Source organism: Moorella naiadis (nom. illeg.) (assembly GCF_051020825.1).
GTDB lineage: Bacteria > Bacillota > DSM-521 > Neomoorellales > Neomoorellaceae > Neomoorella > Neomoorella naiadis.
In genome coordinates, this window is the sequence record NZ_JAXGFQ010000033.1 from 1 (window position 1) to 26,901 (window position 26,901).

Below are 26,901 nucleotides of genomic sequence, written 5' to 3' on the forward strand. Positions count from 1 at the left end.
TTGCCGGAAAACTTGAGGACGCCTCTTGCGGGGATAACCAATCGACCGTTGCCGCGCAGGTCGGCCGGCAGGGTTACAGAAAGGGACCTGGCCGCCAAGGAATAAGAGCGGGGAGACTTGACGGGTATTACTTTAAAGAAACGCTGTCCGGATTTCCTGTCTTTCCAGTAACCGGGTATGCGCGGCCTGTTTTCCAGTTTACCGTTCCGGTAGAGCCGCAGGCAGGCGAAGAACGAGTTCCAGGACTGGCGTGCTTTTTTCAAAATCTCCTGCGCCATGTCGGAGGGCAGGGCTTTATATGTGTCGTGGTCCTGGAATTTTTCGCACAGCTTGGCATAGGAAGGGACGGGTAAGCCCTGGAAGAACGCCTGCCGCATCATGTACTGGGCGGCGTTCCAGAGTGCCGCGCACCTGTCGCCCATGATTTTAAGCACGGGTCTAGTATTCTTGTCGGGGATAAGCCGGACAACGTTTGTTCGTTTCATGTTTTAAGTTTAGCATTCTTTATTGGAAAAATCAACCGCGCTTTCCTCCCCAGGCCTGAAGGCCGGGGCTTCCAGCGCGGAATGGGGGGGGTGAAGATAATTATCTGGCAAAGACAATCCTTCTTCATCCAAAAGCCGTATCATCCACATTATTTTAGATGCTTCTTTGGCTGTTTGGTTGCAAAGGTAATTCAATACCTCATCAGTAAATATTGTTCTTTGAAGAGAAGACAATCTTTGAATTATATCCTGACGCGATATTTTACCCCCCACTAAGTTTGCCTCCTCCGTAAAAACCATTATACCATTTTTGATATAATACTACAATGCCTTTAAACTGTTTTTAGCTGCTAGCAGGCATCACGTGACCGCCGGCTGAAAGACTTGTGCCCTCCCCGGGCTTCAGGCATTTTTCCTGAAGCCCGGGCAGGGCGCAGGCCCTGCAGAATTACTACTTGTAGCCGGTTTTTTCTAACTCATCAGGATTATATTCTCCAATTGTATAATGCTGGCAATTTTTGGCCGTTTCTTCCCCATCAAGAATGGCTTCTGCTTTGCAGTTATACATACAACAAAGTCCATCGTAATATTTGCAATCCCAGCAGCTTTTCATTTTTAAAACACTCCTTCACATTTTAAACATAATGTGTCTCTTCTTTGGAATGTGTATCTCCACTATCTTGTTTATTTAACTCTTTCAGTTCTTTTAGCCTGCAAATAATATCTTCTTCCGTGGGCAATTCTAAAAGTTCATTAATAATGTCTATTGTCTTCAAATCCTTTACCTCCTTTCGCATTTTCTTTGGGATGTGCATTAATTATCCAACTGTCTCATCTTGTGCTATCTCTAATAACTTTTCTCCTACGCATATCAAATACTCCGCAAACCTGCGTAGCTTTGTATTTTCACTACTGCCAGAATACAACGCCCAGGTTACTGGCACATTTCCGTGTCCCAGAATCGCTTCGAGATGCGTCCAAGCATGGGAGGATTTTGGTCTGCTTTGCTGGTCGGCAATTTCTTCCCATCCGCAAATCGCATGGACAAAAGCCATTGCTTGCTTTTTAGTGATTTCCATGACCACACCTCCTTCGCATTCTAAACATACTGGTCCAAAATGGCCACATCATTTATCATTTCGCCGGGACGGATCGCCCGCAGCCGGCGCAACGTCCCTACCCAGGTCAAAGCTTCTCCAAGCCTTTCGCCTGGCGTACGGGACGAAATCTTTACCACGTTATTGAGTTTGCCCGTCATTTTTCCGATCAAAGCATCAATCTGCTCCTGGCTCTTGCGGTCTGTCAACCTGAACCCGTCGTCTTCCGCCGGCATATCGCTCAGGGGAATATAAAAAATTAAATCGTAATTCCTCCTGGCGTATTCTACGGCGTTTTTGCGCATATCCCTGGCTTCCGGTAACTTGTACCAGGCAGCGTAAGCCGCGACGTCTAGCACCGACCTGTCCGCTACAAAGCCGTTTGCGTAATACCTGAACTCAGTATTAATCTGGCAGCTCAAAATTGTTTCCTGGAACCTTTGCTTGTCTATTAAACCGGCCGCAATTATATCCCGCGTATTTGTGTAACCCATCTTTTCGGCTGCCACCCGTGCGATTTCTTCGATTAAAGGCAATTGCAGCTCCGTAGCAAGCAGCAATGCCAGGGTGCTTTTTCCTACGCCATGGGCTCCGGTGATAGCTATCCTCATTTTTTCTTCCCGTCCCTACCGCAGATATTATCCGCGGGGGCCTGCACTGCCGGCAGACCCCTGCGGGCTTATTTTTAGGCAAACCCACTGCTATTTGCGTTTTTCTACATAATACCAGAATTCCTCTAACTTCGGCGGCGGGGGCGGTTCCGCCGCAACGTAACACCACCGGCCTACGTCAACGTAATACCGGCCGAAGTCGCTGCCTTCTTCGCCGGTGTATTCCACCATGTCTATCCCCGGCAGATCTTTATATCTCGCCAGCAGCTCTACCACCTGCTCGTCGTAATAACCGTAGCCGCTGCGTTCCAGGATAACTATCTGAGAGTTTTCTTCGTAGTCCAGCATATCAAGGTACTTTTCAACAGGAGCTTTAGTTCCACCTGATGATGTTACCGCCTCATTGGAAAATTTTTCGAAAGCCTCTTTGGTCATCCGTACCCGGCCGGCAATGCTGGAGTAATAGGGCATTCTAAACTTCCCCTTTCAGGTTTTTGTTCTCATGCGGCGCTTCTTTGGGCGTCCGCACAAATTACTTCCAGCTCTTTCCCTTCCACAACCTTCGCCACAAAAAACTGCCCCCGCGGGGCCTCAAACTCCGTTATGCTCTCCCCGTTGTCCACAAAGGTAGGCCATTCTTTGCCCGCTAATTCTTTAACCGCAGCCGATATCTCCAGGCCCAGCTTTACCTTTTCCGAAGTAGAAAGCACCTGCACCGGCTTGCCGTCGTAAAGCAGTTTAAACACCGGCTTTACCTCGCCGGTGCTCTTGACTACTTCAAACAAATTGACGCTTGCTTTTTTAAAATGAGCGACAAGCGCCTCAGACATCATCTCGGCTTGCTTCGCCGTGTACTGGGCTACGGCCTGCAGCTCTACCCGCATCCTGTCCAGGGCTTCCCGGTCCTGCCTTAACTGCTCCTGGTATGCGGTGACATTTTCCGCCGCCTTTTCTTTCGCCCGGAGGATATTCATCCTCACGGCGTTTTGTTCCCTGGCCGCCGTTATCTCCTTAAGCAGTTCGTCCCGCCTCGCAGCCATGCCCTGGACGTCCTGGGCGGCCTTCTCCTTAAGCGCCTTCAGTTCCGCCTGGGCCTTCTTACCCCTGGCCGCGACAGCGTTCGCCTTCTCTTTTATCGCCTCTTTCTGGACGTTTACGGCTTTTGCGGCTTTTTCTATGACTTCCTCCCCGATCACCTGCCCGCACGTTGGGCAAATATCGCCGGGCTTCCAGGTTGGAGACAGCGATTCGTACTGCCTCTTCAGTGTCTGGTATTCCCCGGCCAACTTCGCAACCTCGCGCTCCAGCATCGTTATCTCGTCTTTATGGCTGCCCTGAAGGGCTGCATCAAGGCGTCTGTATTCCTCTTCCAGTTTCGTTATGTCGATTTCATCCGGCACGGCCTGGCCTGCAATTTTTTGCGCTTCTTCCAGAGCCCCTTCCAGTTTGGCTATCTCTTTCTCGACGGCTTTTATCTCGTCCCTGATTTGCCCCGCGAGTTTCTGCGGGTCGCTCAGGTTAAACCCCGTTAATGCCTCCCTGAAAGGATCGTCCATGTTCTCCAGGATTTTTTCTGGAGGAATCTTCGGCAGGAGCTCCACGAAAAACTCCCTGGCCTCAGAATCGCCTATGCCCAAAATATATACCGGCCAGAAAGCGGCCATGAACTGCTTCCTGGGGCCGATTATCTCTTCCATCTTCTCCTGGGTTGCATCCGCGCCATCCAGGGTTAAATATAACTGCTTTTGCTTCCCCCTGGCACGGGTTATTGTATGCTGTTTGCCGGTATCGTCAGTAAACCTAAGCGTCACGTCGGCGCTCTTGGCCCCCTGCATGATGAAATTTTCCGTCCGGTTGGAACCGTTTAGATTGGTCCCGTGTGAAGCAAAAACGATAGCTTCGGCTATCGTCGTCTTCCCGGTGCGGTTGTCGCCGTATATCTTTGTCTCGGGACCGAATTCGTAACTGGCCCAGGGGGTCCCTTTGAAATTTTTCAGGATAAGCGAGTTGAAAAACATTTGGCTTTTCCCCCTTAACTTTTGGTGTCCCTGGCCCATCCCTGCACCAGAGCGCGGTAACCAGGTTCTTTTACGACAAACCCGGCCGCGGCTTTGTGGCCGCCCCCGCCGTACTCCCTGGCGATTGCCGCCACGTCTACATCCCCGCGGCTGCGCAAACTAACTTTGGTCGGGTATTGGCGGGCATTAATAATCATAACGTAGCCGTAATCGGGATGTTTTTCTAACAAAAATTTCCCTAATTCGCTCGCGTAACGCTCCGCAAAAACAAAGAGATATTTGTTGCCGTACCGGTCTACGCCTTCGTAACCCGCTAACATCGCGCGGTATTCCCGTATCTTTTCTTCTTCCAAATCCAGAAGCAATTTTTCTTCCGGCCTGAACCTAACCCGGCCGTCGGCAGAAAATCGCTTTATAAAACGATGGGGACCTAGAATATAATGCAAGCGGTTTAACTGCCGCGAACGCGGGTCTTTATGCAGCCACAGATCATAATCGTTGACTACGGCAGTAAAGTCCTGGTATTTTTTCAGCCTGCGGTGGCTTTGAGAAAGATAATTGAAAAGGTGCATCGTCCCGCAGCAAGAGCTGTCTACCTTGGCCCAGGGATACCTGTTCAGCCAGGCAGCCGTCTTGTGATGGTCGAACAACTTAACACTGCCGCGCCTGTCAATCTTTTCCGCTATTTCAGGGCTAACGGAGATATCCGTTATCAGTATCTCGTCCGGCCCGGATAGGACATCCAGAACCGTATCGTTGACTGCAGCATAATTGCAAATATATACCAGTATTTTGTCGTAGGCCGCCGTTGCCAGCACGGCGCATCCGGCGCCGTCCAGGTCGTCGTGGGTAATTAGGATCATTTTTTAAGACCCCCTTGTTGACCTTCTATACTGACATTCCGGGTGCCAGGATTTTTCTCCCTCGGCCATATCAATAAAATACCAAACGCCGTCTTTTCCCTTCGCAAAGTCGACGCTCCAGTAGCCTTCTATCGCTTTACCGATTTCTTCCGCATAACCGGCCAGGAGCTCGATTTCCTCCGGCGTTTCCTTGTTTATCCCGGCAAGAATCTCTTGCCAGTTATCCGGCAGGGGCTCTATTTTGTCCGGCCTTACCACAGCCAGTTCTTTCGCCCGGCGCCACCACTTGCCTATCGCGTCTTCTATCCAGTACGGGTGGTGACACTCCACTTTCCCGTCGCGGACAAAGTATCTCCTTTCCTTAGCTACCGGCATGCCGCCGTAAAAAGCCCTGAAATCCGCTTCCAGAGGAATATATCGGCGGAACACCAGGGCTTCCGGCCGAAGACCCATCATATCGGCAAGCTCGTTAAATTCCACGACGTTATAAATGTTTTTGAACAGACTTTTCTCGGTTTCCACAAAGCAGGCGTTTTTCCAATCAAATTTCCCCGACGCTTGATCCGTGCGGACAAACAGTGGGTATCCTAGCTGTTTCACTGCAGCCAGCGCCTGCTTGCGGGCATTATCCGGTAGTGGTTTCCCTTCGAGCATCCCCGCCAGCGTAAGGTATCCCGTTTCCACCACTACCGTTTCCGGCTTGGGGACAGGGACATCTTTGACCAGAGGCCACCAGTAGAGCATGCTGCTTTTGTTGATAATATCGCCTGCTTTTTGTTCGCTTGTATTCTTTGCCAAGAAAAATTCTCCTTTCTTTTGTTGGTCTTTATTATTTTAGGGCAGGCGGGGTGTGTCGCCTTCTGCGCCGCTGCCTTTCTATTCAGGCTTTAACTGTAGGTGCTTGATTATCTTTTCTGATATTATCTGATCCACAATAAGGACAATAAGAAGGATATTCATCCGCATCGCACTCGACATAAAAAAAATAAAAGCAACTATAACAATCCCATTTTCTTAGTTCTATCATTTACCACAAACCCCCTTTTAATTTAAGGCGGGCTGGTCCTGCCCCGGCTGGCTATCGCTTCGTTGCCTCCGCCGCGTCACCATGCTAAAAACTTTTACAGGACCGCGATACTGATATTTAGTTCCAGGCATTATTAAACCGCTCCTTCCAGCTTATTTTTTGTTTTCATCCCCAGCCGCCTGAGCCTGTTATGCCTTTCCCTGCAGGCAGTAACCGTCCGGCCTAATTGTTCTCCTATTTCTTCCCAGCCTATCCCTGTTTCCCTCAATTTCAACAGCAGCCAGTCCTCTTCTTCGGTCCATTGGTTCCGGTTCTTCCCGGCTTTTACTTTTCCTGATACAAGCTTTCGCCACTCTCGCATGAAGGCGCAAATGTCTATCTTTTTCCCCGGGGACTTCCCCGCAAATGTCACCAGGGCCCGCAAAAACATCCTTACGCGCGTCTGTTCCTCCGGCGTGAGCGCCTGGCTCATAGGCACACCAAGGTCACGCTCAAAAGTATAAACGTTTCTCGGCATTGCATTATCCTTTCCTCGCTAAAGCGTTAAAGCTTCTTTTCCAGATACTTGTCCAGATACTTGTCCAGATACTTGAGAAAGCTGCCGGATGTTACGCAGATTGTCAAGCGAACGCAGCAGATTTTCTTTGATTTCTTCCAACCCGAAAGCATTTCGCTCAATTTTATTAAGTGGCCGGCCAAACGTCCAGGCACCTTCTTCTCCCCGAACACCCTTTTTATTTGCCGGTATGCTTGCCGGGCCCGGCAGGTATTTGCGCCCGATGTCATAGGGCACGTGGTAGCAGAACTTGCCGATGCCGTCAAATGCAAATACCAGGCTGTACAAATCGTAATACCTGGGCCGGGTAGGCTTTATCTCGCATTCAGGACACGGCCCAATCAGCTCAATATAATCCAGCGGACCCATGCCCATCTCCGCCGCCTCCTCGCGGCACCTGTCGCAGAGCCAGACCTTTTCTTCTTTGTCCCCGCCTTCCAGATATCTTAAATCGTGGGGCATACCGGCTTCGACCAGTTCGCGCAGCGTCCTGTCCTTTAATTCATACAAAATCCTTTCCCCGGACTTGGCAGCCCGGTTTAAAAGCGTAAGCCAGAAACATACCAGAGGGGCGGGGTCACTCGTCATGTGGGCAATCTTTGCCGGAATGCTTCTCAATTCTTCCACCATGGCCCTGAACCGTGCCGCAGCAGCTTCCTTCGCCCGGCGGCTCGCCCCAGCCCATGTATCGATTTTTTCTTTATTTTGGTCGGCCCATCTTAAAACGGCGTTTAAGCGGGACAACTTCATCGGCCCCGTCAAGGAATAATGCGGGTTTTCCGTCTCTATATAACCGACGGCTTCCATAACCTCCCTGGCACGTTTTTCGGAAATACCTAACTCGGTGGCTATGGTCTTTGCCGTCACCCACCTGTCGTGCCATGCTTCCGCAAGCACGTCGTCAGATAGTTTATCCTGCAGCCACTCCCGGATTTCGGGTCCGGGCTGTTCTTTTGCCCATCCCGGCTCCAGGCCGTTTATCCCCCAGAGCTCATACGTATAACGCAGTCGCAAAATATCGCCGTATTCGTCCGGCAGCATCTTCAACAAATGACGGTATTTCTCAGACGTCAGGGCTTCCTCGATTCCCAACTCCAGCAGCCTGTTCTTTACCGCCTTTACGACTTCTTTTTCATGAGCGATATCCTTTTCCTTCTTTTCAGCGGCCTTCCTGGCTTTCTCCTTTGCTGCCGCCTCGCGCCTGGCCACGGCCTTTTCCTTTTCGAATTCTCTCCTGCTTGCTATATCGCCTTTTGCCTCTACCAGCAGCCGTGCCCAGCGCCGTATATCTTTCCAGCCGCCGAAATTTATGGCAGCAAGCGTGAATTTTTCCCCGGCGCCGGGTCCGGCATCCAGCGCCGCGGCGTCCAGGGCAGTTAAAAATTCCCAAGCCAGCTTTTTCTCTTCTTTCATCTTCTCCAGTTTCTTTACGTTTTCCCACTGCGGCAGGGGTTGGGAAGCCGCTTCCCGGACCCTGGCAAGCAGCTTCCTGGCTACTGCCGCGGCATCGATTACGCCATGTTTTTCTAAAAAGCTTTCAAGGTATTTCAGGCGGCAGCTTTCCTGCTGCCGCCTCAATGTTTCCCGCTCTTCGTCTATTTTTTTTGCTTCATCTATTTTCAGCTCATTTTTGATTACTTTCAGGGTTAAATCATCAGGAAAAGAAAACAGTTTCTTTACGACAGCAATGGCATCCCTTTCCGCTTTATTGCCCTTTAAATAAGCCGGCGAGAACGACTGCGGTTCATTGCCGTTAATCATTCCGGCGGCCACTAGAGGAGATATGCCCGTAAGCAGAAGTCTTTCCAGCCGCTCCGCCCGGGTTTTTCCCAAAGCATCGACGACCGCCTGCCAAGTGTTCCCGGAGGGTTTATTAATTGTTTCTTGCAATTCGCTTTCTTTCGGGTAACCTGCTTCCCACAAGGCAATGCATACTTCCAGCCTGGTGATATGTCCAGAGTGCGGTTTGTTTCTTAAATATCCATCAAGAATTTCGGTTAAATAATTCTTTCCTTTTTCTTCTATTTCCTTAAAGCAGTCAGGACACACCGGCAAACAACCATCCTGCGGGCTTTTTGCCAGGCACAGTTCCTGGACTTTTTTGTTGCAGGCGCAACAGCGGTATGCAGTCATGCCCTTCTCTCCTTCGGCAGCAGAATCACCGGCAGCAAAGGCGGCAGAACTGCTCTGCCTACAGCCCTAACCAGCCGGCGTAAGTGATAATGCATGCGTAAAATTAAAAACACCAGCCGGAATATCTCCGGTTCGTTCCACAGGAACTCCAGCAAATAGTCCTTAAGCGTCTCTTTACAGCATTTCTGAAGCACATATCCCCCTTTTTTGTATATCTTGTTGTACCTGTCCAGCATGAATTTTACCGCTCTGCTTTTCAGCCGCTCCTTCCAGGACAGGGCTATTGTTTGATTTTCCATTTCTCCCGCTCCTTTCTTTGCGGATATGGATATTGTTTTTGGCTGCAGAAAAGCATCATGTGCTATCCCGCAAAAGCTTCTGCCTTCCCTTTTACGCGGGGCCTTTATTTCCCCTCGCAAAAGGCAGGGTAGAAACCCCCTGCCAACATCGCTCCGTCTTTATATCAATTCGGTTCGTTGGTTAGTTCCACCCAATATTTGGTCTCGTCCACGCAGCCAAAAAAGGACCCTCTTGCCTCGTAAGTCGTGTGCAAACGCCCATCCATGTAATAAGGATACCATCCGCCCCAATCATTTTCCAAAAACTCCAGCAGGGTCTTGCCTTTATGTTTTTTGATAATACGGCCGGTTTTTGCGTCAACCAGCGCTAACATAAAAACTTCACTCCTTTACGCGCAGAACTTTTTCTTCCCCTCGCAAAAGGCAGGGCAGAAACTTATCCCTGCCGCTGGTCTTAAAAATTTTTACCGTGTTTTTGACATTTCCGCCAGAACTGCCGGCCACAAAGCGTCCGGTCTTTTTTCGGAAGCCAGCTCATCAGTGTAGGGCATCGCTATATTCACCCATTCGCCTTTCCTTAAGTCGCCTTCTACCAGCAGGACTTCTAGGCTGAATCCTTCTCCGTCGGCCGTAAAAGCGCATATCTCGCATGAACCAATTTCTAAAGCGGTTTCTATCGCCTTTTTTAACGCCAGCAGCCCTTCCCTGTTTACTGCTATATACGCATCGTCATGCCAGATTTCCTGAGCATAAACGTGGATTACCGGTTCCGCCATCCTATCTCCCCCCGAAAACAACTTCCACGACTCCCGCATCGTCTTTACCGTCAAACATCGCTATCCCGTCGCTGAATGGCGTCACGCCCCCAGGGTCCGCGTTGATGACCACCGAGTACATGCTAAATTCTTTTTCCGCCTTCACTTTCTTAAACTCGCGAATGAATTTGTCGCTTACCATGCATTCGCCGTCGGTGATAAACACTATGTCCCCTTTCTTATACGTCGATTTCTTCATTATCTCCAGGGCCTTCTTTAGCGGCATCTCAAAGTCCGTGCCCCCGCCAAAAAAGAAAGCTGCCGCTTCTGCTACATCCACCGGGCTCGCTTTGCGCGGTTCGGGGAACTCAAAAACCTTAATTTCATCCCTCGACCCGAAATGTATGCAGGCAAACGCCCTCTTTTCCCTGGCGGCTATCTGGAACAACGCCAGCATTACCGCCTTACTCCATATTTCCTGCCGGCCTTCCATGCTGCCTGATGAATCCAAACAGCATACTACAGGCCCTTTGCCTTCGTTCTCGTGCCCTCTTAACTCGTACTGAAGCAGCTTCCTTTCGGCATACCGCCGCAGAAAATCTTTCTTCAACACGGGATGGGACAAAAGACTTAACTCTGAAGGCAGGACCCTCGAAAGGTCGCCTCCAAGCATTATGCCTGTGCTTTCAAGCGGGAGCTGCCGCTTGCGGGTTTTTCTCTTGTGCAGGGCTATCCGGCTTAGCCTCCCGGCTAATTTGGCTATCGCCCGCAGCCGGTAATCCTGAGTCAACCTTCTGGCCAGAGTAAATTTGTCCTGGCTCTTTAATACCTGCGCTTGCCCCGGGGACGTCCCCCAACTGAAAGCCCGCGCGTTTTCCAGGTTCTCCTGCGTTTCCTGGCAGGCCTTTCCTACATTTAACCTTACCTGGCGCGTCTTCATCTTGTTTACTGCATTGTTGGCTATGGTTTCAGCCTGCGCCATCAACTCCTGCCCTTGCTGATTTAACTGTTGGGCCTGTTGGCGTAACCCTTCCGCCTGCTCATTTTGCCCTGCAGCATCGAGGTCGCTCGCCGCTAAGTCTAGCCCTTGGGCTTGATCCAGCAGCTTCTGCGCCTCCTGCTCGTACCTGGCGGCGTCTTTTATTTCTTCCGGGATGAACTTTGTGACCTCGGGGCCAATCGCCATCGTCCCCAGGGCCGAAGACCATTCGTCTAACCTCGTGCCTTGCCGCAGGTCTTCAAACTTCGGGAGATTTAACACTTCGTTCATGATAGCCTGATTTGCCCTAAGCGACGGCGGCACTTCTTCTAAAACCCGGGGCCGGGCTTTGTACAGCCCGGCCCACACGTCCTGAAGCAGAGAGGCCGCCGTGGGAATTTCTTTTCCCACTTCGGCCTCCAGTTTTTGTAGCTCTTCTGCTCTTTCTTTTATATTCCCATATAGCCGCCGGTCGTAGCGGTCCGTGTTCAGCACCGTCTCGGGCGATTGTTTGGCCATAAAAAAGCCCCCTTAAAACGGCAGGTCTTCTTCCGGCAAGTCTACTTCAGCGCCAATATCGCTGAAACCACTATCTTTCTTTGCCTGGCCGTCTTTAGGCCAATCCAGAAAGCGCACGTCATCGGCAACTACGTCCGTCGCCGTCCGTTTTTGGCCGTCCTGGGTCTCGTAAGATCTCGTCTGAAGGCGCCCTTCAACAGCTATAAGGCGCCCCTTGCCCAGATGGTTGGCGCAAGTTTCCGCCAGCTTCCGCCATGTAGTGACGCGGATAAAATCCGTGCCGCGTTCCCCCTGCTGGTTGACGTAATTTCGGTCTACGGCCAGGGTAAAGGTCGTTACCGCCACCCCGTTGGCCGTATACCGCAGCTCGGGGTCACGGGTAAGACGGCCAATCAGTATTACCCGGTTTAACATTATTTCCAACTCCTTTTAGCAAAACAGTGTCAATCGGAAAAAACTGTACCAGCCGTAACTTCCCAGGTGCACGTCCACTCCGGAATCCTTTTAAAAATTAAGACCTAAACATTTAGCCAGAATTTCTTTGTTGTATTCCTGCACTTTGCTGTACTGTTTATCTATATCAGCCCCGCGCTTCTTCAAATCTTCCAGCCGGGCCATTATATCCTTGAATTTTTTATTCGCCTCAGCCCCGGCGGGAGCATCGTTGGCTTTGATGGTATTTTCGTAGATTTCCTTAGCCTCGTCCATGCATTCGGCGATCTCCTGCCCGAAAGGATCCACCGTCATGCGGACTATCTTCTGCACCAGGTTCTTCTGCTCCGGCGAAGTCCATAGGGCGTGCTGCAGGATCTTCATGTCCCGCATAACTTCCACCTTGTCCCCGCCTTCCAGAAAAGCCTTCGCCTTGACTAATGACAAAGACTGCCGCCACCTGCGGTCGGACACTGTTATGCCTTCATCGTGGAGGGCCCGCCGCAGGTTCACCAGCACGTCGATTATTTCGCTCCCCGCCGGTATCTGCTCCGCCGCCTGCCCGGCGGCATTGATCTCCTCCACCGTTACGGCCGGCCGGGGGCTTCCCCCGCTTAACTGCAGCATCTTCGCGAAGGCGCCGTCTTCTTCCAGATAGTTAACTACGTACCACAACAAAAACCGGTCTGCAAAGGCCGCCAGCGCCGCTTCCTCGTCGCCTTCCGGTACTTCGTTTGACGCGCCGAAAAGCGTTATCAGCGGCACTTCCATCACTGCACCGTCGTTGTAAAACCTTCGCTCGTTGATAATCGTCAATAAGGAGTTCAATATAGCCGAGCTGGACTTGAAAACCTCGTCCAGCATGGCCGTCGTCGCTTCCGGAAGTTTCCCTGCGGTCACCCGCCGGTAGCTGTCTTTTTCCAATGCGGCCAGCGAAACCGGCCCAAATACCTCTTCGGGTGTAGTGAATTTCGTCATCAGCCAGTGATAATGAAAACCCCCGTCGATGCAGGCCCCTAGCTCCGATATCAGCTGCGTCTTGGCCGTTCCCGGGGGACCCAAAAGCAATACGTGCTGGTGGGCCACCAGGGCCGTCAGGCACCCGTCGATGATTTCTTCCCGCTGCAGAAAGCGGGAGTTCATGTAGTCTTTTACGGCATTGAATTTCTGGATGAGGTCCATTTTTTGTTCCCCTTTCAAGGAAAGCTAAGGCGGGGCTTTTTTTAACCCCGCCTGCGCTCAGTAATTATCGTATCCGGCATCTTCTTCGTTGTCCCAGTCGGATAACGTCCGTTCGGATATCTTTAGCCAGCCCATTATTTCCAGGTAATCTTCCCGGTTTCTTATTACCTCGGACTGAGCATAGATAGCTTCTTCGGCGTCTCGTTTATTTTCTTCTGCATATTCCTGGTAACCATCGGCCATCAGTTTTTCTAAATTTTTATCCGGTTTTATTGTTGGTTCCAAAATGCCACCCCCTAAAACAAAGGGTAGCGTATAAAATTGCCTGCCGTCAAGCCACCGCGTCAGCGTTCAGCAATGACAGCATCTGCATCTTGACCAGCTCTACTTTGTTCCGTAAATTGGAAAGGTCTTTCTCCAGCACCTCTTCATACTCCCTCACGCTGTCCAGCAAAGCCTTCGCGTCCGAAAGCAGCGCCCCCACTTTCTTCTGGGTCAGCCCTTCGCCCTTCAGCGCTTCGGCCAGGACCTTCAGGGAATCATCCACCTGGACGTTCAGCTTCTCAAAAACCATATCCCTGATGTCCGAACTGTCCACCAGGGGCACGGAGTAAAACTCGCACTTTAACCCTTTTACCAGTTTCTGCAGCGCCGCCAGTTCGTCTTTATACTTCTCGGGGATAAAGAACACGCCCCCGGACGGCCTCACCGCCGTCGGGTTCATGGTGGCCATGATCTTCGCCACCAGCCGCCGGATATGTGAGCCGTCGTAGCGCCCAAGGAGCTCCCGGTAATGCGCCAGCGCCGCGTCCACCGCCTCTTTTACCAGGGCGTCGTCTTTATGGACTACAGGGATGACGTTTTCAGTGTCGCGCTTGTAAAGCAGGGTGGCCGCCGTGCTGTAGTTCAGCCTCACGTTCCGGCTGTCAACTTCTTCTATCACCAGCTGCCGCGCCACGCCGTCTTTATCGCTTTTCACTTCTCGGGCTAACAGGTTCAAAGACCTTTCCTTGTCCAGCGGGACGCCGGTCTTTTCTACCTTGCTCGTAGCCCGCCGGAACACGTCCACCGGCCGCACAGGACCGGGAAGATGGCTCATATCCACCCCCGACTGCCGGAACATCTCTTCCAGCTCTTCCCGAGTCACCGTCACGCTGTCGTGGACCGTGTACCAACATAACTGCCCTAAAAATTTCCCTTCACTACCAGTTACAACACCGGTTACAGCTACCTTGTCTTTGATGTCAAACACCTTTTCTGGCATCTTTCCCGCTCTCCTTTCCTGGAGCCTTATTTTTTAGCTTTTTAGCGCAAAACCGCCCTGATTATCTGGGCGGCTATGTATACAACGGCTGTTACCATTACCCAGAAAGCTATTTTCTTTTCTTCCAGCCAGTCGCTCATGCGCTCGAAGGCTGCTTCCGGGCTCTCTAAAATGCCCGTCAGTTCTTGCCTGAAACGGACAAATTTATTGCTTAGGCCCTCGTACAAAACGATTAAGACGGCCCTGCCGGCCGCCTCTTTTTTGATTGTACCCTGCATTTTTCGGGCATCCCTTTCTAGATTTTGATCCTAGTTTTTGACTTATCCTGCCCTGACAAATGCCCCGGGCAGGGTTTTATCCCTGCCCGGAAACCAGATTGGCGCATTTGTTTGCTTATCGCTTGTTGAATTAATCTAAGTTAATTTGCGTCGCCATTTTAAAATCATAATCGTTTGCCCAGCTCTTCATTGAACGCGCGAAATCTTGCAACGTCCTCGTCAAGACCATCAGAATTTTGTACTGTTTTTCTTGTTCCGCCAGGGCCTCCCGGCCTTCCGCCAGCTTGGCCCTGAGCGCGGCCTTAACTTTCTCCGCCCTGTTCACGTACTTGTCCATCGCCTCGGCGCGCTCTTTCAGCTCCCGCCTTAAAGCCTCAATCTCGACTTTTTGGCTGTCCACTATGTCCTCCAGTTTATGCAGTTCAACAATAGACCAGAATCCCGGGCGGTTGACGGCGCCCCACAGCGAAAGAACCTTCGCATACGGCAGCCCCGTCAACGCGGCTATGCGCTCGATCTGCTTGTAGTCCAGCCGCCCGTCGCCGGTCGTCCGGCTTTCTTTCCGCAAAAACTTGTACGCCATATTCAGGGCGTCAACCTGGTTATAGGTTTTATATTTCTGCACGTTGGCCTGGGCCTGCGCGCCAATCTTGTGCTTTAACCTTTCGTAACGCTTTTTTACGGCGCCGACAGTCCTACCCGGCAAATCTTTAACTATCTCGTCAAAACTTTTCCCTTCTGCTACGCCCTGTAGAAGCACCGCATCTTCTTCCAGCGTCCACTGCCGCATCATTAAGCTCGGAAACTCCTGGACCTGTGACGGCAGTTCCTGTTGGTTTTCCGCGTTTTTTGCCGTTTTGCCGGTAATTTCGCCGGCCCCGGCAGCACCTGCAGTCGTTTCGGTCGGACCGCCGGCTGCCGCTGTCCCGCCTGCAGTTTCGTGTTTTTTTAAAGAAACCTCGGCATTGACTACTTCGGCGACCGCTTCGCGGACTGTCTTCCCGTGCCTTCTCTTATCTTTGTAATATCTCCACAACGCAGAACCGTAACTTATGCCCATCTTTTCCGCCATTTCTTTTACTGCATGACTTAACATTTTGCCTTCTTTCATGAGCCCCGCAATGCCTTCCAGGAGCTCTTTCTCTTTTTTGGTCGTCCAGATTATTTTTTGGTCTTGCATCTTTTTTGCCTCCTCAGTCCATTTTTATAGGACCATCTTTTTTGTCGGAAATTTACGGAGCCAATTTTGCCGGCCTTTTTATAGCTTCATTTATGGCCCCCTCAATGTAAGCCTAGCGTGAGAAAGATTAATACCCAGATACCGTACTCTATTCTTTTCTCTGTTCCTTCCCTGTTAAAATAGGCCGCGACCAGTCTTATACCGTACCCTAAAGCCGCTATCATGCAGAGCAATCTTAAAACTGTTCCTACTGCATGCACGTGTCAACCCATATAAAAACCTAACCGAAGGCGGGTAGCTCACTCAAATAAAAACCTAACCCTAAAGAGTTAATAACTGGAAATAGTTCTTCATCATCGTCTCCTTTCCATAGTCGTCGAGCCTGTGGATATGTGGGCAATCCGCAGCGAAGCGAAGGATTGTCCAAGCGGCTGTGGACCCTGTGGGCAACCCCTTGTGAAGGATAATATCCCAAGAGGCTACCAACAGCACGATTGTAAAGGGCACGGCTTTTACTAAATTTAACTGGGTTGTCCACAAGTCCACAGTCGCGGCATATCCACAGGTTATTGGGCAACGGCTTCTATTTCTGCAGCTTCATTAGCAGGCCCCATAGCAATGAGATCTTCCAGTTTTTTGTGAAGCGCCAAGGGGCTAGTATTTTGAAGTTGTCGTTCGAGCTGAGCCAAGGTCTGAACCTCAAGAACACCAGCCTCCTTTAAACGTTCCAAGGGTGTCCTGGCGACGTCATAACTTTTATGGACATGGGCACCACGACGCTCCTTGGCGATCACCTTGCGCATAGGCAAAAAGAGGTTGGCGTAGATGTCCAGGCAAGCATAAACGTTGTTGAGCCAGGTAATGGCCTCCGGTGTATCATAGCGCTCGTACCCCACGATTTCCCGGACAAACTGGCGGTTTTTCTGCTCAACGTGGGGATTATCATTTTTGCGGTAAGGGCGACTGCGGGTAAAGGTGAGATTATTCGTCTTACAAAAACGAAGCAGCTGGTCATTAAGAAATTCGCTGCCATTATCTGAATGCAAGCCCCAGGGGCGAAAAGGCCATTCCGAGAGGATTAGCTTCAGCTCGCGAAGAACACCCGCCTGGCCACGACCCAGCAGGGCCCGGCGGCGGCTGTAACCGGAAACAGCATCAACAACAGATAAGGTATAACCGAAGTGGCCGATGGCTGCACCGCCATTGTGCTCCACCAGGTCAATCTCCAGAGCCCCAGGCCGGTCTTCCTGCCAATCGTAATGAGCGATGGGGATCTCCGAACGGAGCCGGGAGAGGCGCTTTTGATTAGCCAGGGAGAATTTAGGTTTAGGTGAACGCCACTTAGCCAAGCGCCTGGCCAAAGTAGAACGACTGATTTCTGCCAGCTGTTCTCGCACCGTAGGTGTAAGGGCAAGTTCACCGTGGCTAGCCAGGAGCTCCGCTGTAGAAAGGAGAACTGGCTGCAGACGTTCGGCGCAGGGATAATCCAGAGCCTCCCAGACCCGCTGGATGGCCGGCATAGCCTCCGGGTATAGCAAAGACTTGTTGCGCTTAGCAGGTGGCTTGGCCAACGGCAGGAGAAGTCCATTTAGCACCTGAATAGCATATTTGCGGTTATAGTCCAGCGTGCTGACAACCTCATCGATAAGCTTAGATTTTTCAGCTCGGGAATTAGCCTGACAATAGCGCTGGTGTATAGTATTTAAATACTCACGGCGACTTTTAAGTGACATACGCAATAATCATCCCCCTCGGTTATATTTCGCCGTGAGTGAGCCGATCCTCCTTCGGTTATATTTTAACTGAGTGATCGCGATGCATTGACTTTTGCCTCCTTCTGGCATATAATGAGAGCAAGAGGATTAATTCCTCTTGCTCTTGGCAAGGACTACCTGCGGGTGCGCTTCCGGAAGGTAGTCCTCTTAATTTTGCCCCACACTTCCACCACCTGCCCGGTAAGGAGCAGGACGGTTAAAAGCTGGCGCAAAACTTCAAGGACCCCCATAAGCTCACCCAAGTTTATGCGGCGCCGGAAGCCCCGGCCTTCAGGCCTGGGGAGAAGGCGCCGCTGCCTCCCAGAGACCCCGTAAGGGGCTTGTTACGCGCAGGGCGGACTCTCCCCCGCGTCCTTCCTCCCCAATGTTATCCGTGCTTTTTGCGCCGGCGGCACTGCTCGCTTACACCCCCGCTCGCTGTTTAACCGCCGGCAACGCCTGCCGGAGACTGGAAGAGCATCCCCGAGCCTGTTGGCCTGGATAACGTAGCGCCTTCTTTGCCTTGTCCTTCGGCTCAGGCGCTCAGGGTGGTCATAGCGCTGCCCTGTAGAGCAACTTTCCGCCTAAAAGTTGGTACTTGTAAGATTTCCTCCTACAAGCCCCCGCCTTTAGGCGTGGGGTCTATGACCTCCTTCCCGGTTATGTAAGCCTACATATTGCCGGGAATCCGCAAATAGCCCTTATGCCCTTTTTTACCTGGGCGGCCTATTCTGCCGCCCCTTCTTTTTGCCTCTCTTCCCTCGCCGCCAGCCTTACTTCTTGCAAGTCCAGAGGCTCTGACAGCTTGAACGTCCCGTTAGGCTGCCTTACGGCAAACCTGATTATAGGAAACTGCCCGTATTGACCGTGAAGCATGGCCAGCACCACCGCTGCCAGAGGTGTCATCCCAGGAAGAATGACCTCAAACTCTCCTTTTTCCATCGTGTACTGCGGTAAGGTCTTCAAGATTTTTTTCGCAAAATTAGTTATCCCTTCGTTAGTTACAGGGATGTTCGGTATGGTTATATTGACAATCTGCTCGTAAATCTCCGACCCCCCGGGCGGGGTGTGCCCAGACAAATTAAACAACACCATCTTTTCTCTCTCCTGTCTGTTAAGCTGTTTTCAATTGTTTCTAAGAAAAATTGTTTTTAAAAAGATGTTTCCAAGAAAAATACTTTCTATCAACCTATTAACATAACCTATTAACATCTTAGCATTCTTGAGCATATGTCAGCAAAAACTCTCTCAAAGCCCAGGCTTCCGCCAGGCCCTTGTCTGCTGCCTGCCGGCAGTCGTTGACCAGGTACGTCTCCCTAGCTTCGCGGACAACTATGCCTTTCATTGTCACGCCCCAGTTCCTGAATTTCGGCACTTGCTTTTGGACGCTAATTCGTTTTTGGGTTTTGACTGCGGTAGTCATGGTTTCTCCTTTCCCCCGCTCTTCGCGGCCTGCCCGTTTCTGCCCGGCAGGAAAGCAAATTTTTTGTTAGGAAGGCCGCCGGTCATGCCAGCAGTCAGGTTGTTTTTGGCTAAGGGTTTTTATCGCGTAAAAACCCTTGAAAGACCTGCGCCTTCCCCAAAACCCGCCTCAACGGGCTTTGGGCAGGGCGCAGACATAAGAAAAGGCCACGCCAGTATAATTTTACGGGCGTGACCTTTTTTTGCATTGGTTTATAATTCTAATCCTCACCCAAGTTTATGCGGCGCCGGAAGCCCCGGCCTTCAGGCCTGGGGAGAAGGCGCCGCTGCCTCCCAGAGACCCCGTAAGGGGCTTGTTACGCGCAGGGCGGACTCTCCCCCGCGTCCTTCCTCCCCAATGTTATCCGGGCTTTTTGCGCCAGCGGCACTGCTCGCTTACACCCCCGCTCGCTGTTTAACCGCCGGCAACACCTGCCGGAGACTGGAAGAGCATCCCCGAGCGTGTTGGCCTGGATAACGTAGCGCCTTCTTTGCCTTGTCCTTCGGCTCAGGCGCTCAGGGTGGTCATAGCGCTACCCTGTAGAGCAGCTTTCCGCCTAAAAGTTGGTACTTGTAAGATTTCTTCCTACAAGCCCCCGCCTTTAGGCGTGGGGTCTATGACCATGGCCGCTAGTTTAATATTTTTCAGCAGCTTGTTTCTTCCAGCGCCACCTGATCGTGCCAGGTATGCGCATACCACTTGTTAAAATACATAATAACCAACACAAAACTCCGCTTCTTCAGCGGCCATTTTTAAAATACCACACCTTCAGGGCCGTGTCAACAGTTTTTCCGGCCGACCAAAATATTTTTTTCCGCCGGCACGAGGACGCCTTTCTCCCGCCGGTAAAAGCAAAACTCGCTATCCGCCAGCAGGTCGTCCCAGACAAATCGCGCCGGGAGGTCAAAACGTATCACCTTCGCCAGTTTTACCGCCATTTCTTTCGTGGCGGCCACTATCACCGGCCGGCTCTTCTCCGGCAGCAGGTCCGTGACCACCTTGCACCACTCTTCGTCTCCTAACCTGGGACAGTATACCGGGTATTCCACACCATTCAGCTTCAAAAGCCCGGTTACCCCGGGCCCGGGTTCGGGTTCGTAATCGAATTGCGGAAGGCGCAGGTGCAGTTGGTTCGCCATCACCAGCCGGAAAGCCCGCAGGGCATCCCATTCTTCACGTGGGGCCTGCAACGCTTTTCTCCCTTCCGGCCCCAAAACATAAAGAGGCGGGGTTGCCCCGCTCGTCAGCCTATCCAGGTAACCCCAGCCCCACAGCCGTTTAAACACCCTCCCCAGCTTTTCCCCGTTTATGCCTATCGCTATTTCCGCCTGGTTGCGGGAGATTATTTTGAGGCGGCCGGCCAGTTTTACCGCCGCCGCCTCATTTTCGCTGTTGATGAGCCCGTTCCCCCTGCAGCTCTCCCGCTTTATCTCGCAGCAAGGATTGCTATAGGGGCCCACCTTTTATCCCACCTTCCTTAAAATCCTGGTTATGCGCCCGCTGAGATTATATTTCCCGATATATCCTACCGACACCGTAACCTCAGTGCCTACTTCGGGCCGGTTAAAAGGCATAAAAGGCGCCACTAGCTCTACCCCGGGCTCTACTTCCACCACGTATCCCTTGGCGGTCACCCGGACTATTTTTCCCAGGTAAACCCCGCCTTTGACGTACTTGTGCTTAGCGCTTTCATAAGGATTTTCTAATGTGGCCCTGACGCTCGCCCGCACTACGCCGTTTTCTTTGTCGACTACATATACTTTCACGTCAAAGCTGTCGCCAGGCGACACTACGTCGCGAGCGTCTTCAGCGTTCCCGTATCCCAGCTCCCGCACCGGGATAAACGCTATTACGCCGCCGACGTCGGCGTAGGCGCCTTCTTTGACCGCCCACCTTACTGTACAGGTCCTGACAGGGCCTTTGCTCTTTGCCTCCTCCCACAGCCGCGACCTTTCTATCCTAATTTCTCGCATCTTGGCTTCATCGTTGGTGTCGGCCAGCTCTTCGGTTAGTTCGCGAATACGGGCATGAATAGGTTCGAGTTCAGCAGCCGCCTCTTCAAGCTCCTTCCAGGTAATGCTGGCCATATTTTCTAACGCGCCCTGGCGGTCTAAATACGCCACGCCTTTATTGCGGTCTACCGCTTTGACCCGGAAGGCCACCGTGGAGCCGACCATCGCCGGCAGCTTCTTTGGCGCGTCCCCCATGTCTTCAGGCGGTATCAACCCTTTGACGTTCCCCAGCGCCACCACTAGGCAGTCCCCCAAGTCGTTTTTCTCTACGCCTGTCACCCTGCCCTGGAGGATGCTTTTCTGGCGCAGGGCAATGTACAAATCTTCCCAGCGGTCCTCCTGCTCAAACTGCTTTTTGCTCCCTACATAGCCTTCGGATAAAATCATAAAACCAGCTCCCTTCTTATAGTTAAGCTTGTAGTTAAGGATTGACGTTCGCTTTTGTTAGAGGCTTACTTGATTACTTTTAGCCTGGGCTGCAGGTGCATCTCGATGATGCCCGCCACTTCCTTCAGCGCCGCCGCCCAGTTCAAGGCATAGACCCGCATGGCTTCGTCGTCTATGCCCTGGTTCAGGTAGTATTCCATCTCAGTCTTGGCCGCCAGGACGGGTTTACACACCCTTTCCAGCAGGTTTATCAGCGCGGCGCCTTTCCTGGCCGCGCGGCTTTCTAAATTCTGCAGGGCGTTCTGCCTGTCGATGATGTCGTACTCCAGCTGCTTCTTTTCCTGCCGAAGCTTCGCTATCTCGGCCTTCAATTTTTCTCCTGAAGCATTTTCTTTTTCGTATTCCTTTAGCTCATTCTCCACCTCCTCCAGGTGTTTTTGCAGGACGTTTAGAATCAAGTAACCCCTTTCGCTTTCTTCTTTTAAGCGCTTCACCTCCTTCACCTTGAGTGTCGTTATCTCATCCCCCAGGGCGTCGTAAAGCTCCTGCTGGACTTCTGGTTCCAGCAACGCCAGCTGGGACGCCGCCGTGGGAGTGAGCTTGCCGGTATCCACTAATAACTGGAGGTCCGGGATTAAGTCGTTAAGTTTGTCGTAGTTTTCTACCTGGCGCGGACTCATATCTAATTGTTGGGCGATTATCTCACGAGTTTTTCCTGAAAGAGGGCAATTATTGCCACCTTTGTTACCCCGTCGTTCCCCCATCAGTTCCTTCTTCCGCCTTATCGCCCGGGCGATTTCCATAGGCGATAATGGCCTGAATTTTAAATTAGCATCAATTAGCATGAGTTCCGCTGTGATGTCATCAACGTTTACTACTTTGGCCTCTACTTCTTTAATGCCCAGATATTCTAAGGCTTCTTTTCTGTTGTGGCCGGAAATTATCTCATAACCACCTTCTACCGGCCGGACTACCATCGGTTCGATAAGCCCGTTCTCTTTGATACTGGCCGCCAGCTCTTTGATTTCTTCTAAATCAAGCTGCCGGAAAAAATTGGATGGGTGTGGCATCAGTTTTTCTAATGGTATTACCTTATACGATTTTTCTTCCGGTATCTCTTTGTTATAAGGCATTATTATTCCTTCTTTCTCCAGGTTTTGCATCTTGCCGCCTAAAAATAAAAGCGCGGGCTTTTACAACCCGCGCTTGTGTTTTACGGCAATAGTTAACCCCGGGGGGATTTTTGTTAAGATTTTTGTTACCCCCCCTGGGGCTAATTCTTTGTTGTCGCTTCGATTATACCCCATATGACTAATTAAGTCAAGCAAAATGTTTTTAGGCTCACGGGTTTATCGCCCGCGCATAGAATGCCCCCAGAGCCCCGCATTCGGCCCCTGAACGGCCTTTTCCCCCAGGTAATAGTTTTGCCGGTTAAAATGGGGCAGAGTTGACATAATATAACCCAACAGCCTTTTGTATCTTTTCTACATCTAACTTAAAAATTCCTGCTTCTTCCTTCGCTAGTCCTACCCGCACCAAAAACCTTAAGGCCGTCCGCAACCTGTAAACCGACTGGGCGCTTCCCAATCCCCGGCTTAAAGCCAGGTCTTCCGGCGTTACCTGACTGCCCGTGACAAGGGCCACCAGAGCGCTGTCACAATAATCACCGTAGCCGCCAAGTTTTTTTACGGTGAAAAAACGTGCTTTTTGAAGGAGCTTTTTTACTGCCGGTTGTTCCAGCAAGCCATCCGCTGAAAGTTTATCCCCAGCGTTTAACGCTGGCTCCGGCGTCGGTTCAGTTTCTTTTTGAGGTCCATTTTCTACAGGCGCCCGGACTTCAACGTGCGAAGCATTAACTGAGAGAGAATTCATTTCCCGGGCAACCAATAATTGCGTGGAAGCCCTCGCCGCTTCAGCTTTTAAGGCTATTTGAAGTTGCTCAATTTCCCGGTCTTTGGCGGCCAGAAGGGCTTCCAGTTCTTTGATCCGGTGCTTAAGCTGGTTTATCTCGCTTCTTTCCTCTTCTTCCGCTTTCGTTGCCTTAGCTACAATTTCTGCCAGCTTTTCGATTACAGTATTCAGCTTGCTGTCTTTTACCGTTTTTGACAGCTGAACTTCTCCGCCTATCGCCGGGGTGTCTCCGCCGTGAGTGACTTTCCTTCGGCGTATCGGATAGCAGTTCCCCAGGCGAGGAAACCAAAATGTCCCTACCGGCAGGTTATAAAGGTCGTCAAAGTTTTTCCCCCCGGCATGGTGTTTTACAGCTTCATAGTCAAGTTTTTCTTCGAATCCCCCAATTATAGGGAAATTGAGCTGGCTCATGAACTCTTTACTTACAGCTTGGGTTCGCTGGCTGGCCACGACCAGTAAGATGCCCCGCTTCCTGCCCTGTTTAGCTATGCGGGACATTATTTCACTCGTTGCTGCAGGGGTTGACTGGGGCGCAAATATTTGAACTTCCTCGATAAACAGGCCGACATTCCTTTTTTCTTTTGTCGTGAGCAGAAACAGTTCTTCCAAAACCGGCAGGGCCAGCTTCTGTTGCGAAGCGTTGCTGACTGAATCTGAGAGGTCAAAGATAAGCGCTAACTTTTGGGCTATTCCCGCCTTCAAAATTTCGCGCACGGCATCACGGGAATTTGTATGGGGGATATCGCCGTGGGGTCCACCTATTATCAAAGTCCGGTATTTTTCCCGGAAAGTCCAGAACTCGCCCTCCGGGTCAATGATTACCACCGGAAAACCTGCTTCCAGAAATTCTTCCGCCATAACCCCCATCGCGTAGCTCTTACCACGGCCGGAACTGGCCCAGATACCGGCGCGGAAGCCTGTCTTTACGTAATCTGTTAGAGCTATAGAAAAATTGTCGCTTATTCTTAAGAAAAGCCCTGGCATTAGATGTTCAGTCCCATCAGGTTGCTTTTAATTTTTGCCTAGGAAAATTTACTTGATGCGGTAAATATCTTTCTCCTTAATTTTCCTTGCCTTTTTATCAATAAATAAATCTTCCTCATCATCTTCTAAATCATCTTCATCAGTTTCTTCTTCATCCAACTCCCTCATCATAATATCAATAAATCTGGGCACTTCCCAAAGTTCCAAAAGCGGCCCCCGGGATGCCTATTTGGTCTTCCTTCCATCCAGTTGCCTTTAAAATCTCTGTTACCCCATCGAATAAAACTTCTTGCGCATCTTCAGATTCATCCAGCCATTCTAATAGAAAATCTACATCTTCCCTTCCCCCAACAGCTACCACCGGCAGCAGGCAGCCCACTAAAATCGGATATCCACTTATCTCGTTTAATAATTCTGCCCTCTTTATCCTGAAGCGCCTCGGCACACAGGCGACACCTTTAGGAAGTTCTAGTTGAGCGTTAATATAATAATCAGCCACTTCATCAGCTACTGATGGTAATATGAGCCTATCTCCCAAAAGCAAAGCCGCCCCCGATGCGCGCAAGGCTGACAGTTTGCGAAATACCGGCCACGACGGCATTTCTTTCATCAGATTCTCCTGTGTTTTTACGATTTTTCCTGCACTCAACTGTTTGGCTAGCCTGCTTACATCTTCTTCTGAAGCACAAATGACTGGCAACACCGAATAAAGAACATTGGTAACTTCTCTCTCATCTTCGGGCGCAGCTGGCAAAACCGGCCATTTCTTCTTTATTTCCGCCAGCTTTCTTTCATCTTGCGCTACTTCTAAAGCCCATGCAGATCGCGCATCTGGGCCATCTATCCAGCCTGAACCCTTAAGCCACGCCTGGTAATCCTCCCGGTCAAAATGAAACCTGACCAGCCTGCAGGGTTCTTCTGCTTCTTCCAGCGCGTATTCCAGATTCAGTAAATAATCTAAGTAATCGTCAGTAGTTCCGCCATATATAGAAATATAATCATCAAGCCCCATTACAGCAGCTGCTACCAGGTGATCTTTTTGGGCTACCCCATCAAATATACCGTATTTTATCATGTTGTTGCTGCTTTCCCCCTTTTTTTGAGACACCTACGCCGCCAACGCAGCATTAGCAGAAGGATGAAACTTGAACAAAAAATCGGTTCCAACCCCGGCTTAATTTATATCTGTAAACCACATTTTGGGCATTTACCTCGAAAACGACCGTTAACATTAAATACCTGGATCATCTGTCCACATTTTAAACACTGAATCTCCCCTTTTTCTTTTCCTTTTGCGAATTGTTCAGCTAGTTCATCAAGACTTATTGCAAAATTTATCACCCTATCTATTTCTTCCCGGCTTTTGGGCTGTCCCTTACTTTTATAAGTCGTTATAGAACCTGACTGTTGCTGTAACACAAATTTCCCTTCCTTTCCTTTCGGCTGATTTGCTATTACATTGTAAAACATATGTTCGGGATTTGCAATACCCAGCTCATTATAATTATCCTCCGCTTACCAAGTTCCGTGGCAGTATTTTAGTAGCCAAAGTAATGTCGCTTTTGGTATTCGCGTCGCTGCCCTGACTTATTTCCAAAGTTATGCTGACCAGCTTCCCGTTATCAGACTTTACCATGAAATTTTTAACGTTTCCAGCCACCTGCACCCCGCCGGTTCCATTGATGACCACTGAGCCGCTGTAAGGCTGCACGTTTCTGTAAAGCACCCCGGCATTTAGATAATAGCTCACAACACTCGTTCCAGCCAGATAGGCGAACCTGTTGTACCCCGTCGAGTCATACGTTACCGCCCCGGCGCCCCTTAACCCTTCAACCCTGACGCCATTATTCGTAAATCCGTCGCAGATTTCTTCCATCACTTTCACTGCTACGTCCTGGGCGTTTGTTTGCCTGAAGGTTTTCGTGTTAGCCTGCCAGCCGCGGAGATAGATATCGTAGATAGGAATCACGATTAGCCCGATAATAGTGACAACAACCATAACCTCTACTAAGGTAAAACCCTTGCTATCCCTTAAATGCTCTCGTAGCATCAAATCCCCCCTTTATAGAGGAGAAAAGTCAGAGAATCAACCATGTTACTGTTCTTATCCAGTTCCAGCGTAACTTTTTTTACCACAGCGCTCCCACCCTGGCCCGGCATTGAAGTTACCGTGCTGACATTTTGTTTGAGCGTCCATGCACTACCGCTATAGTTGGGATAAGCTGTCTCGCCAGCAGGCAGATTGTCGTACCCAGCAGCCTTGATTTCCTCCGCCCGCTGCTGGAGGAGATAAGCGGCAATGACCCTGTCGCGGCCGCGATAAAGCAGCTGGATACCATCGGTCAGGGCTCCCATAAAGGGCACCAGCACAATCCCCAGCAAAAGAACCGCAACCATTACTTCTACAAGAGTGAAGCCGTCCTGATTTCGTTTGCAACTCATTTAATCATTCCCTCGCCCAGGAACCGGCCTGGATTTTCCACGTACCATTGCTCCCGCCACCGACATTCTTCAGGCTTTCATCATAGTTAACCGCCGCATGGTTTTCTAAATCAACCTGCTGGCCCACTACGCCGCCATTTACTGTGGCGTTATTGTCAATATTAACGGAGCCGGTTGCGTCAAATATTCCGGCCTTTATAAAAATTAGCCCCCTGAAAACCCACGGCCTCGTGCCGTGGGATGAAAGGGGAATCATTAAGCTATGCAAAAA

The 26,901-nt window shown here is 50.8% G+C and carries 34 protein-coding genes and 1 pseudogene; all 35 read right to left on the reverse strand.

Going from position 1 to position 26,901, the window contains the following annotated elements:
- Nucleotides 1–434, reverse strand: a pseudogene (locus SDD30_RS15180) (RNA-guided endonuclease TnpB family protein); the annotation flags it as partial.
- Nucleotides 435–494: 60 nt separating this feature from the next.
- Nucleotides 495–758 carry a hypothetical protein gene (locus tag SDD30_RS15185; RefSeq protein ID WP_434075779.1) on the reverse strand — a complete coding sequence of 88 codons (264 nt, stop codon included), beginning with the start codon at nt 756–758 and terminating at the stop codon, nt 495–497.
- A 178-nt stretch (nt 759–936) separates the two neighbouring features.
- A complete protein-coding gene (locus tag SDD30_RS15190; RefSeq protein WP_434075780.1) occupies nt 937–1,098 on the reverse strand; it encodes a hypothetical protein in 162 nt (53 codons plus the stop codon).
- A 22-nt stretch (nt 1,099–1,120) separates the two neighbouring features.
- Nucleotides 1,121–1,261 (reverse strand): hypothetical protein, encoded by a 141-nt coding sequence (locus SDD30_RS15195; protein ID WP_434075781.1) that lies wholly within the window; start codon nt 1,259–1,261, stop codon nt 1,121–1,123.
- A gap of 42 nt (nt 1,262–1,303) precedes the next feature.
- Complete coding sequence (locus SDD30_RS15200; RefSeq protein ID WP_434075782.1) at nt 1,304–1,564, reverse strand: hypothetical protein; 261 nt, start codon at nt 1,562–1,564, stop codon at nt 1,304–1,306.
- Nucleotides 1,565–1,584: 20 nt separating this feature from the next.
- Nucleotides 1,585–2,193 carry an AAA family ATPase gene (locus tag SDD30_RS15205; RefSeq protein ID WP_434075783.1) on the reverse strand — a complete coding sequence of 203 codons (609 nt, stop codon included), beginning with the start codon at nt 2,191–2,193 and terminating at the stop codon, nt 1,585–1,587.
- A 90-nt stretch (nt 2,194–2,283) separates the two neighbouring features.
- Entirely contained in the window at nt 2,284–2,664 is a 381-nt protein-coding gene (locus SDD30_RS15210; protein WP_434075784.1) for a hypothetical protein, read from the reverse strand.
- A gap of 29 nt (nt 2,665–2,693) precedes the next feature.
- Nucleotides 2,694–4,211, reverse strand: a complete 1,518-nt coding sequence (locus SDD30_RS15215) for an AAA family ATPase (protein WP_434075785.1) — start codon at nt 4,209–4,211, stop codon at nt 2,694–2,696.
- Nucleotides 4,212–4,225: 14 nt separating this feature from the next.
- The gene (locus SDD30_RS15220; RefSeq protein WP_434075786.1) at nt 4,226–5,074 is read right to left on the reverse strand and encodes a DHHA1 domain-containing protein; all 849 of its coding nucleotides are present in this window, start codon (nt 5,072–5,074) and stop codon (nt 4,226–4,228) included.
- A 3-nt stretch (nt 5,075–5,077) separates the two neighbouring features.
- Nucleotides 5,078–5,872: an ATP-grasp domain-containing protein gene (locus tag SDD30_RS15225; RefSeq protein WP_434075787.1), complete on the reverse strand. Its 795-nt coding sequence runs from the start codon at nt 5,870–5,872 to the stop codon at nt 5,078–5,080.
- A 362-nt stretch (nt 5,873–6,234) separates the two neighbouring features.
- Nucleotides 6,235–6,618: a Myb-like DNA-binding domain-containing protein gene (locus SDD30_RS15230; RefSeq protein ID WP_434075788.1), complete on the reverse strand. Its 384-nt coding sequence runs from the start codon at nt 6,616–6,618 to the stop codon at nt 6,235–6,237.
- Between the two features lie 18 nt (nt 6,619–6,636).
- Nucleotides 6,637–8,790 carry a hypothetical protein gene (locus SDD30_RS15235; protein WP_434075789.1) on the reverse strand — a complete coding sequence of 718 codons (2,154 nt, stop codon included), beginning with the start codon at nt 8,788–8,790 and terminating at the stop codon, nt 6,637–6,639.
- Nucleotides 8,787–9,089, reverse strand: a complete 303-nt coding sequence (locus tag SDD30_RS15240) for a hypothetical protein (protein ID WP_434075790.1) — start codon at nt 9,087–9,089, stop codon at nt 8,787–8,789. The genes SDD30_RS15235 and SDD30_RS15240 overlap by 4 nt, the downstream gene beginning before the upstream one ends.
- 164 nt (nt 9,090–9,253) lie before the next feature.
- A complete protein-coding gene (locus SDD30_RS15245) occupies nt 9,254–9,463 on the reverse strand; it encodes a hypothetical protein (protein WP_434075791.1) in 210 nt (69 codons plus the stop codon).
- Nucleotides 9,464–9,553: 90 nt separating this feature from the next.
- Nucleotides 9,554–9,865 carry a hypothetical protein gene (locus SDD30_RS15250; protein ID WP_434075792.1) on the reverse strand — a complete coding sequence of 104 codons (312 nt, stop codon included), beginning with the start codon at nt 9,863–9,865 and terminating at the stop codon, nt 9,554–9,556.
- A 1-nt stretch (nt 9,866) separates the two neighbouring features.
- Entirely contained in the window at nt 9,867–11,342 is a 1,476-nt protein-coding gene (locus SDD30_RS15255; RefSeq protein WP_434075793.1) for a VWA domain-containing protein, read from the reverse strand.
- 12 nt (nt 11,343–11,354) lie between these two features.
- On the reverse strand, nt 11,355–11,756 hold the full coding sequence (locus SDD30_RS15260) for a single-stranded DNA-binding protein (RefSeq protein ID WP_434075794.1): 402 nt from the start codon (nt 11,754–11,756) through the stop codon (nt 11,355–11,357).
- A gap of 90 nt (nt 11,757–11,846) precedes the next feature.
- The gene (locus SDD30_RS15265; RefSeq protein WP_434075795.1) at nt 11,847–12,956 is read right to left on the reverse strand and encodes an AAA family ATPase; all 1,110 of its coding nucleotides are present in this window, start codon (nt 12,954–12,956) and stop codon (nt 11,847–11,849) included.
- A gap of 57 nt (nt 12,957–13,013) precedes the next feature.
- On the reverse strand, nt 13,014–13,241 hold the full coding sequence (locus SDD30_RS15270) for a hypothetical protein (RefSeq protein ID WP_434075796.1): 228 nt from the start codon (nt 13,239–13,241) through the stop codon (nt 13,014–13,016).
- Between the two features lie 46 nt (nt 13,242–13,287).
- Entirely contained in the window at nt 13,288–14,220 is a 933-nt protein-coding gene (locus SDD30_RS15275; protein WP_434075797.1) for a DUF6744 family protein, read from the reverse strand.
- Nucleotides 14,221–14,261: 41 nt separating this feature from the next.
- Nucleotides 14,262–14,498: a hypothetical protein gene (locus SDD30_RS15280; RefSeq protein WP_434075798.1), complete on the reverse strand. Its 237-nt coding sequence runs from the start codon at nt 14,496–14,498 to the stop codon at nt 14,262–14,264.
- Between the two features lie 130 nt (nt 14,499–14,628).
- Nucleotides 14,629–15,678 (reverse strand): SANT/Myb-like DNA-binding domain-containing protein, encoded by a 1,050-nt coding sequence (locus SDD30_RS15285; protein ID WP_434075799.1) that lies wholly within the window; start codon nt 15,676–15,678, stop codon nt 14,629–14,631.
- A gap of 566 nt (nt 15,679–16,244) precedes the next feature.
- Nucleotides 16,245–17,411 carry a DDE-type integrase/transposase/recombinase gene (locus tag SDD30_RS15290; RefSeq protein WP_434075800.1) on the reverse strand — a complete coding sequence of 389 codons (1,167 nt, stop codon included), beginning with the start codon at nt 17,409–17,411 and terminating at the stop codon, nt 16,245–16,247.
- 747 nt (nt 17,412–18,158) lie between these two features.
- Nucleotides 18,159–18,527: a CRISPR-associated protein Csx15 gene (gene csx15 / locus SDD30_RS15295; RefSeq protein ID WP_434075801.1), complete on the reverse strand. Its 369-nt coding sequence runs from the start codon at nt 18,525–18,527 to the stop codon at nt 18,159–18,161.
- 118 nt (nt 18,528–18,645) lie between these two features.
- Complete coding sequence (locus SDD30_RS15300; RefSeq protein ID WP_434075802.1) at nt 18,646–18,777, reverse strand: hypothetical protein; 132 nt, start codon at nt 18,775–18,777, stop codon at nt 18,646–18,648.
- An 896-nt stretch (nt 18,778–19,673) separates the two neighbouring features.
- Nucleotides 19,674–20,354: a hypothetical protein gene (locus tag SDD30_RS15305; RefSeq protein WP_434075803.1), complete on the reverse strand. Its 681-nt coding sequence runs from the start codon at nt 20,352–20,354 to the stop codon at nt 19,674–19,676.
- Nucleotides 20,355–20,357: 3 nt separating this feature from the next.
- Nucleotides 20,358–21,293, reverse strand: a complete 936-nt coding sequence (locus SDD30_RS15310) for a S1 RNA-binding domain-containing protein (protein WP_434075804.1) — start codon at nt 21,291–21,293, stop codon at nt 20,358–20,360.
- Nucleotides 21,294–21,358: 65 nt separating this feature from the next.
- Nucleotides 21,359–22,426 carry a ParB/RepB/Spo0J family partition protein gene (locus tag SDD30_RS15315; RefSeq protein WP_434075805.1) on the reverse strand — a complete coding sequence of 356 codons (1,068 nt, stop codon included), beginning with the start codon at nt 22,424–22,426 and terminating at the stop codon, nt 21,359–21,361.
- Nucleotides 22,427–22,724: 298 nt separating this feature from the next.
- Entirely contained in the window at nt 22,725–24,188 is a 1,464-nt protein-coding gene (locus SDD30_RS15320) for a helicase HerA domain-containing protein (RefSeq protein WP_434075806.1), read from the reverse strand.
- Between the two features lie 48 nt (nt 24,189–24,236).
- Complete coding sequence (locus SDD30_RS15325; protein ID WP_434075807.1) at nt 24,237–24,395, reverse strand: hypothetical protein; 159 nt, start codon at nt 24,393–24,395, stop codon at nt 24,237–24,239.
- Entirely contained in the window at nt 24,364–25,263 is a 900-nt protein-coding gene (locus SDD30_RS15330) for a hypothetical protein (RefSeq protein WP_434075808.1), read from the reverse strand. Before SDD30_RS15330 ends, SDD30_RS15325 begins: the two co-directional genes overlap by 32 nt.
- 104 nt (nt 25,264–25,367) lie before the next feature.
- Nucleotides 25,368–25,607, reverse strand: coding sequence for a hypothetical protein (locus tag SDD30_RS15335; protein ID WP_434075809.1), 240 nt, complete (start codon nt 25,605–25,607; stop codon nt 25,368–25,370).
- A gap of 85 nt (nt 25,608–25,692) precedes the next feature.
- Nucleotides 25,693–26,238, reverse strand: a complete 546-nt coding sequence (locus SDD30_RS15340; protein WP_434075810.1) for a prepilin-type N-terminal cleavage/methylation domain-containing protein — start codon at nt 26,236–26,238, stop codon at nt 25,693–25,695.
- Entirely contained in the window at nt 26,238–26,630 is a 393-nt protein-coding gene (locus SDD30_RS15345) for a type IV pilus modification PilV family protein (protein WP_434075811.1), read from the reverse strand. Before SDD30_RS15345 ends, SDD30_RS15340 begins: the two co-directional genes overlap by 1 nt.
- A 4-nt stretch (nt 26,631–26,634) precedes the next feature.
- On the reverse strand, nt 26,635–26,901 hold a 267-nt coding region (locus SDD30_RS15350), incomplete at its 5' end, for a DUF7305 domain-containing protein (protein WP_434075812.1).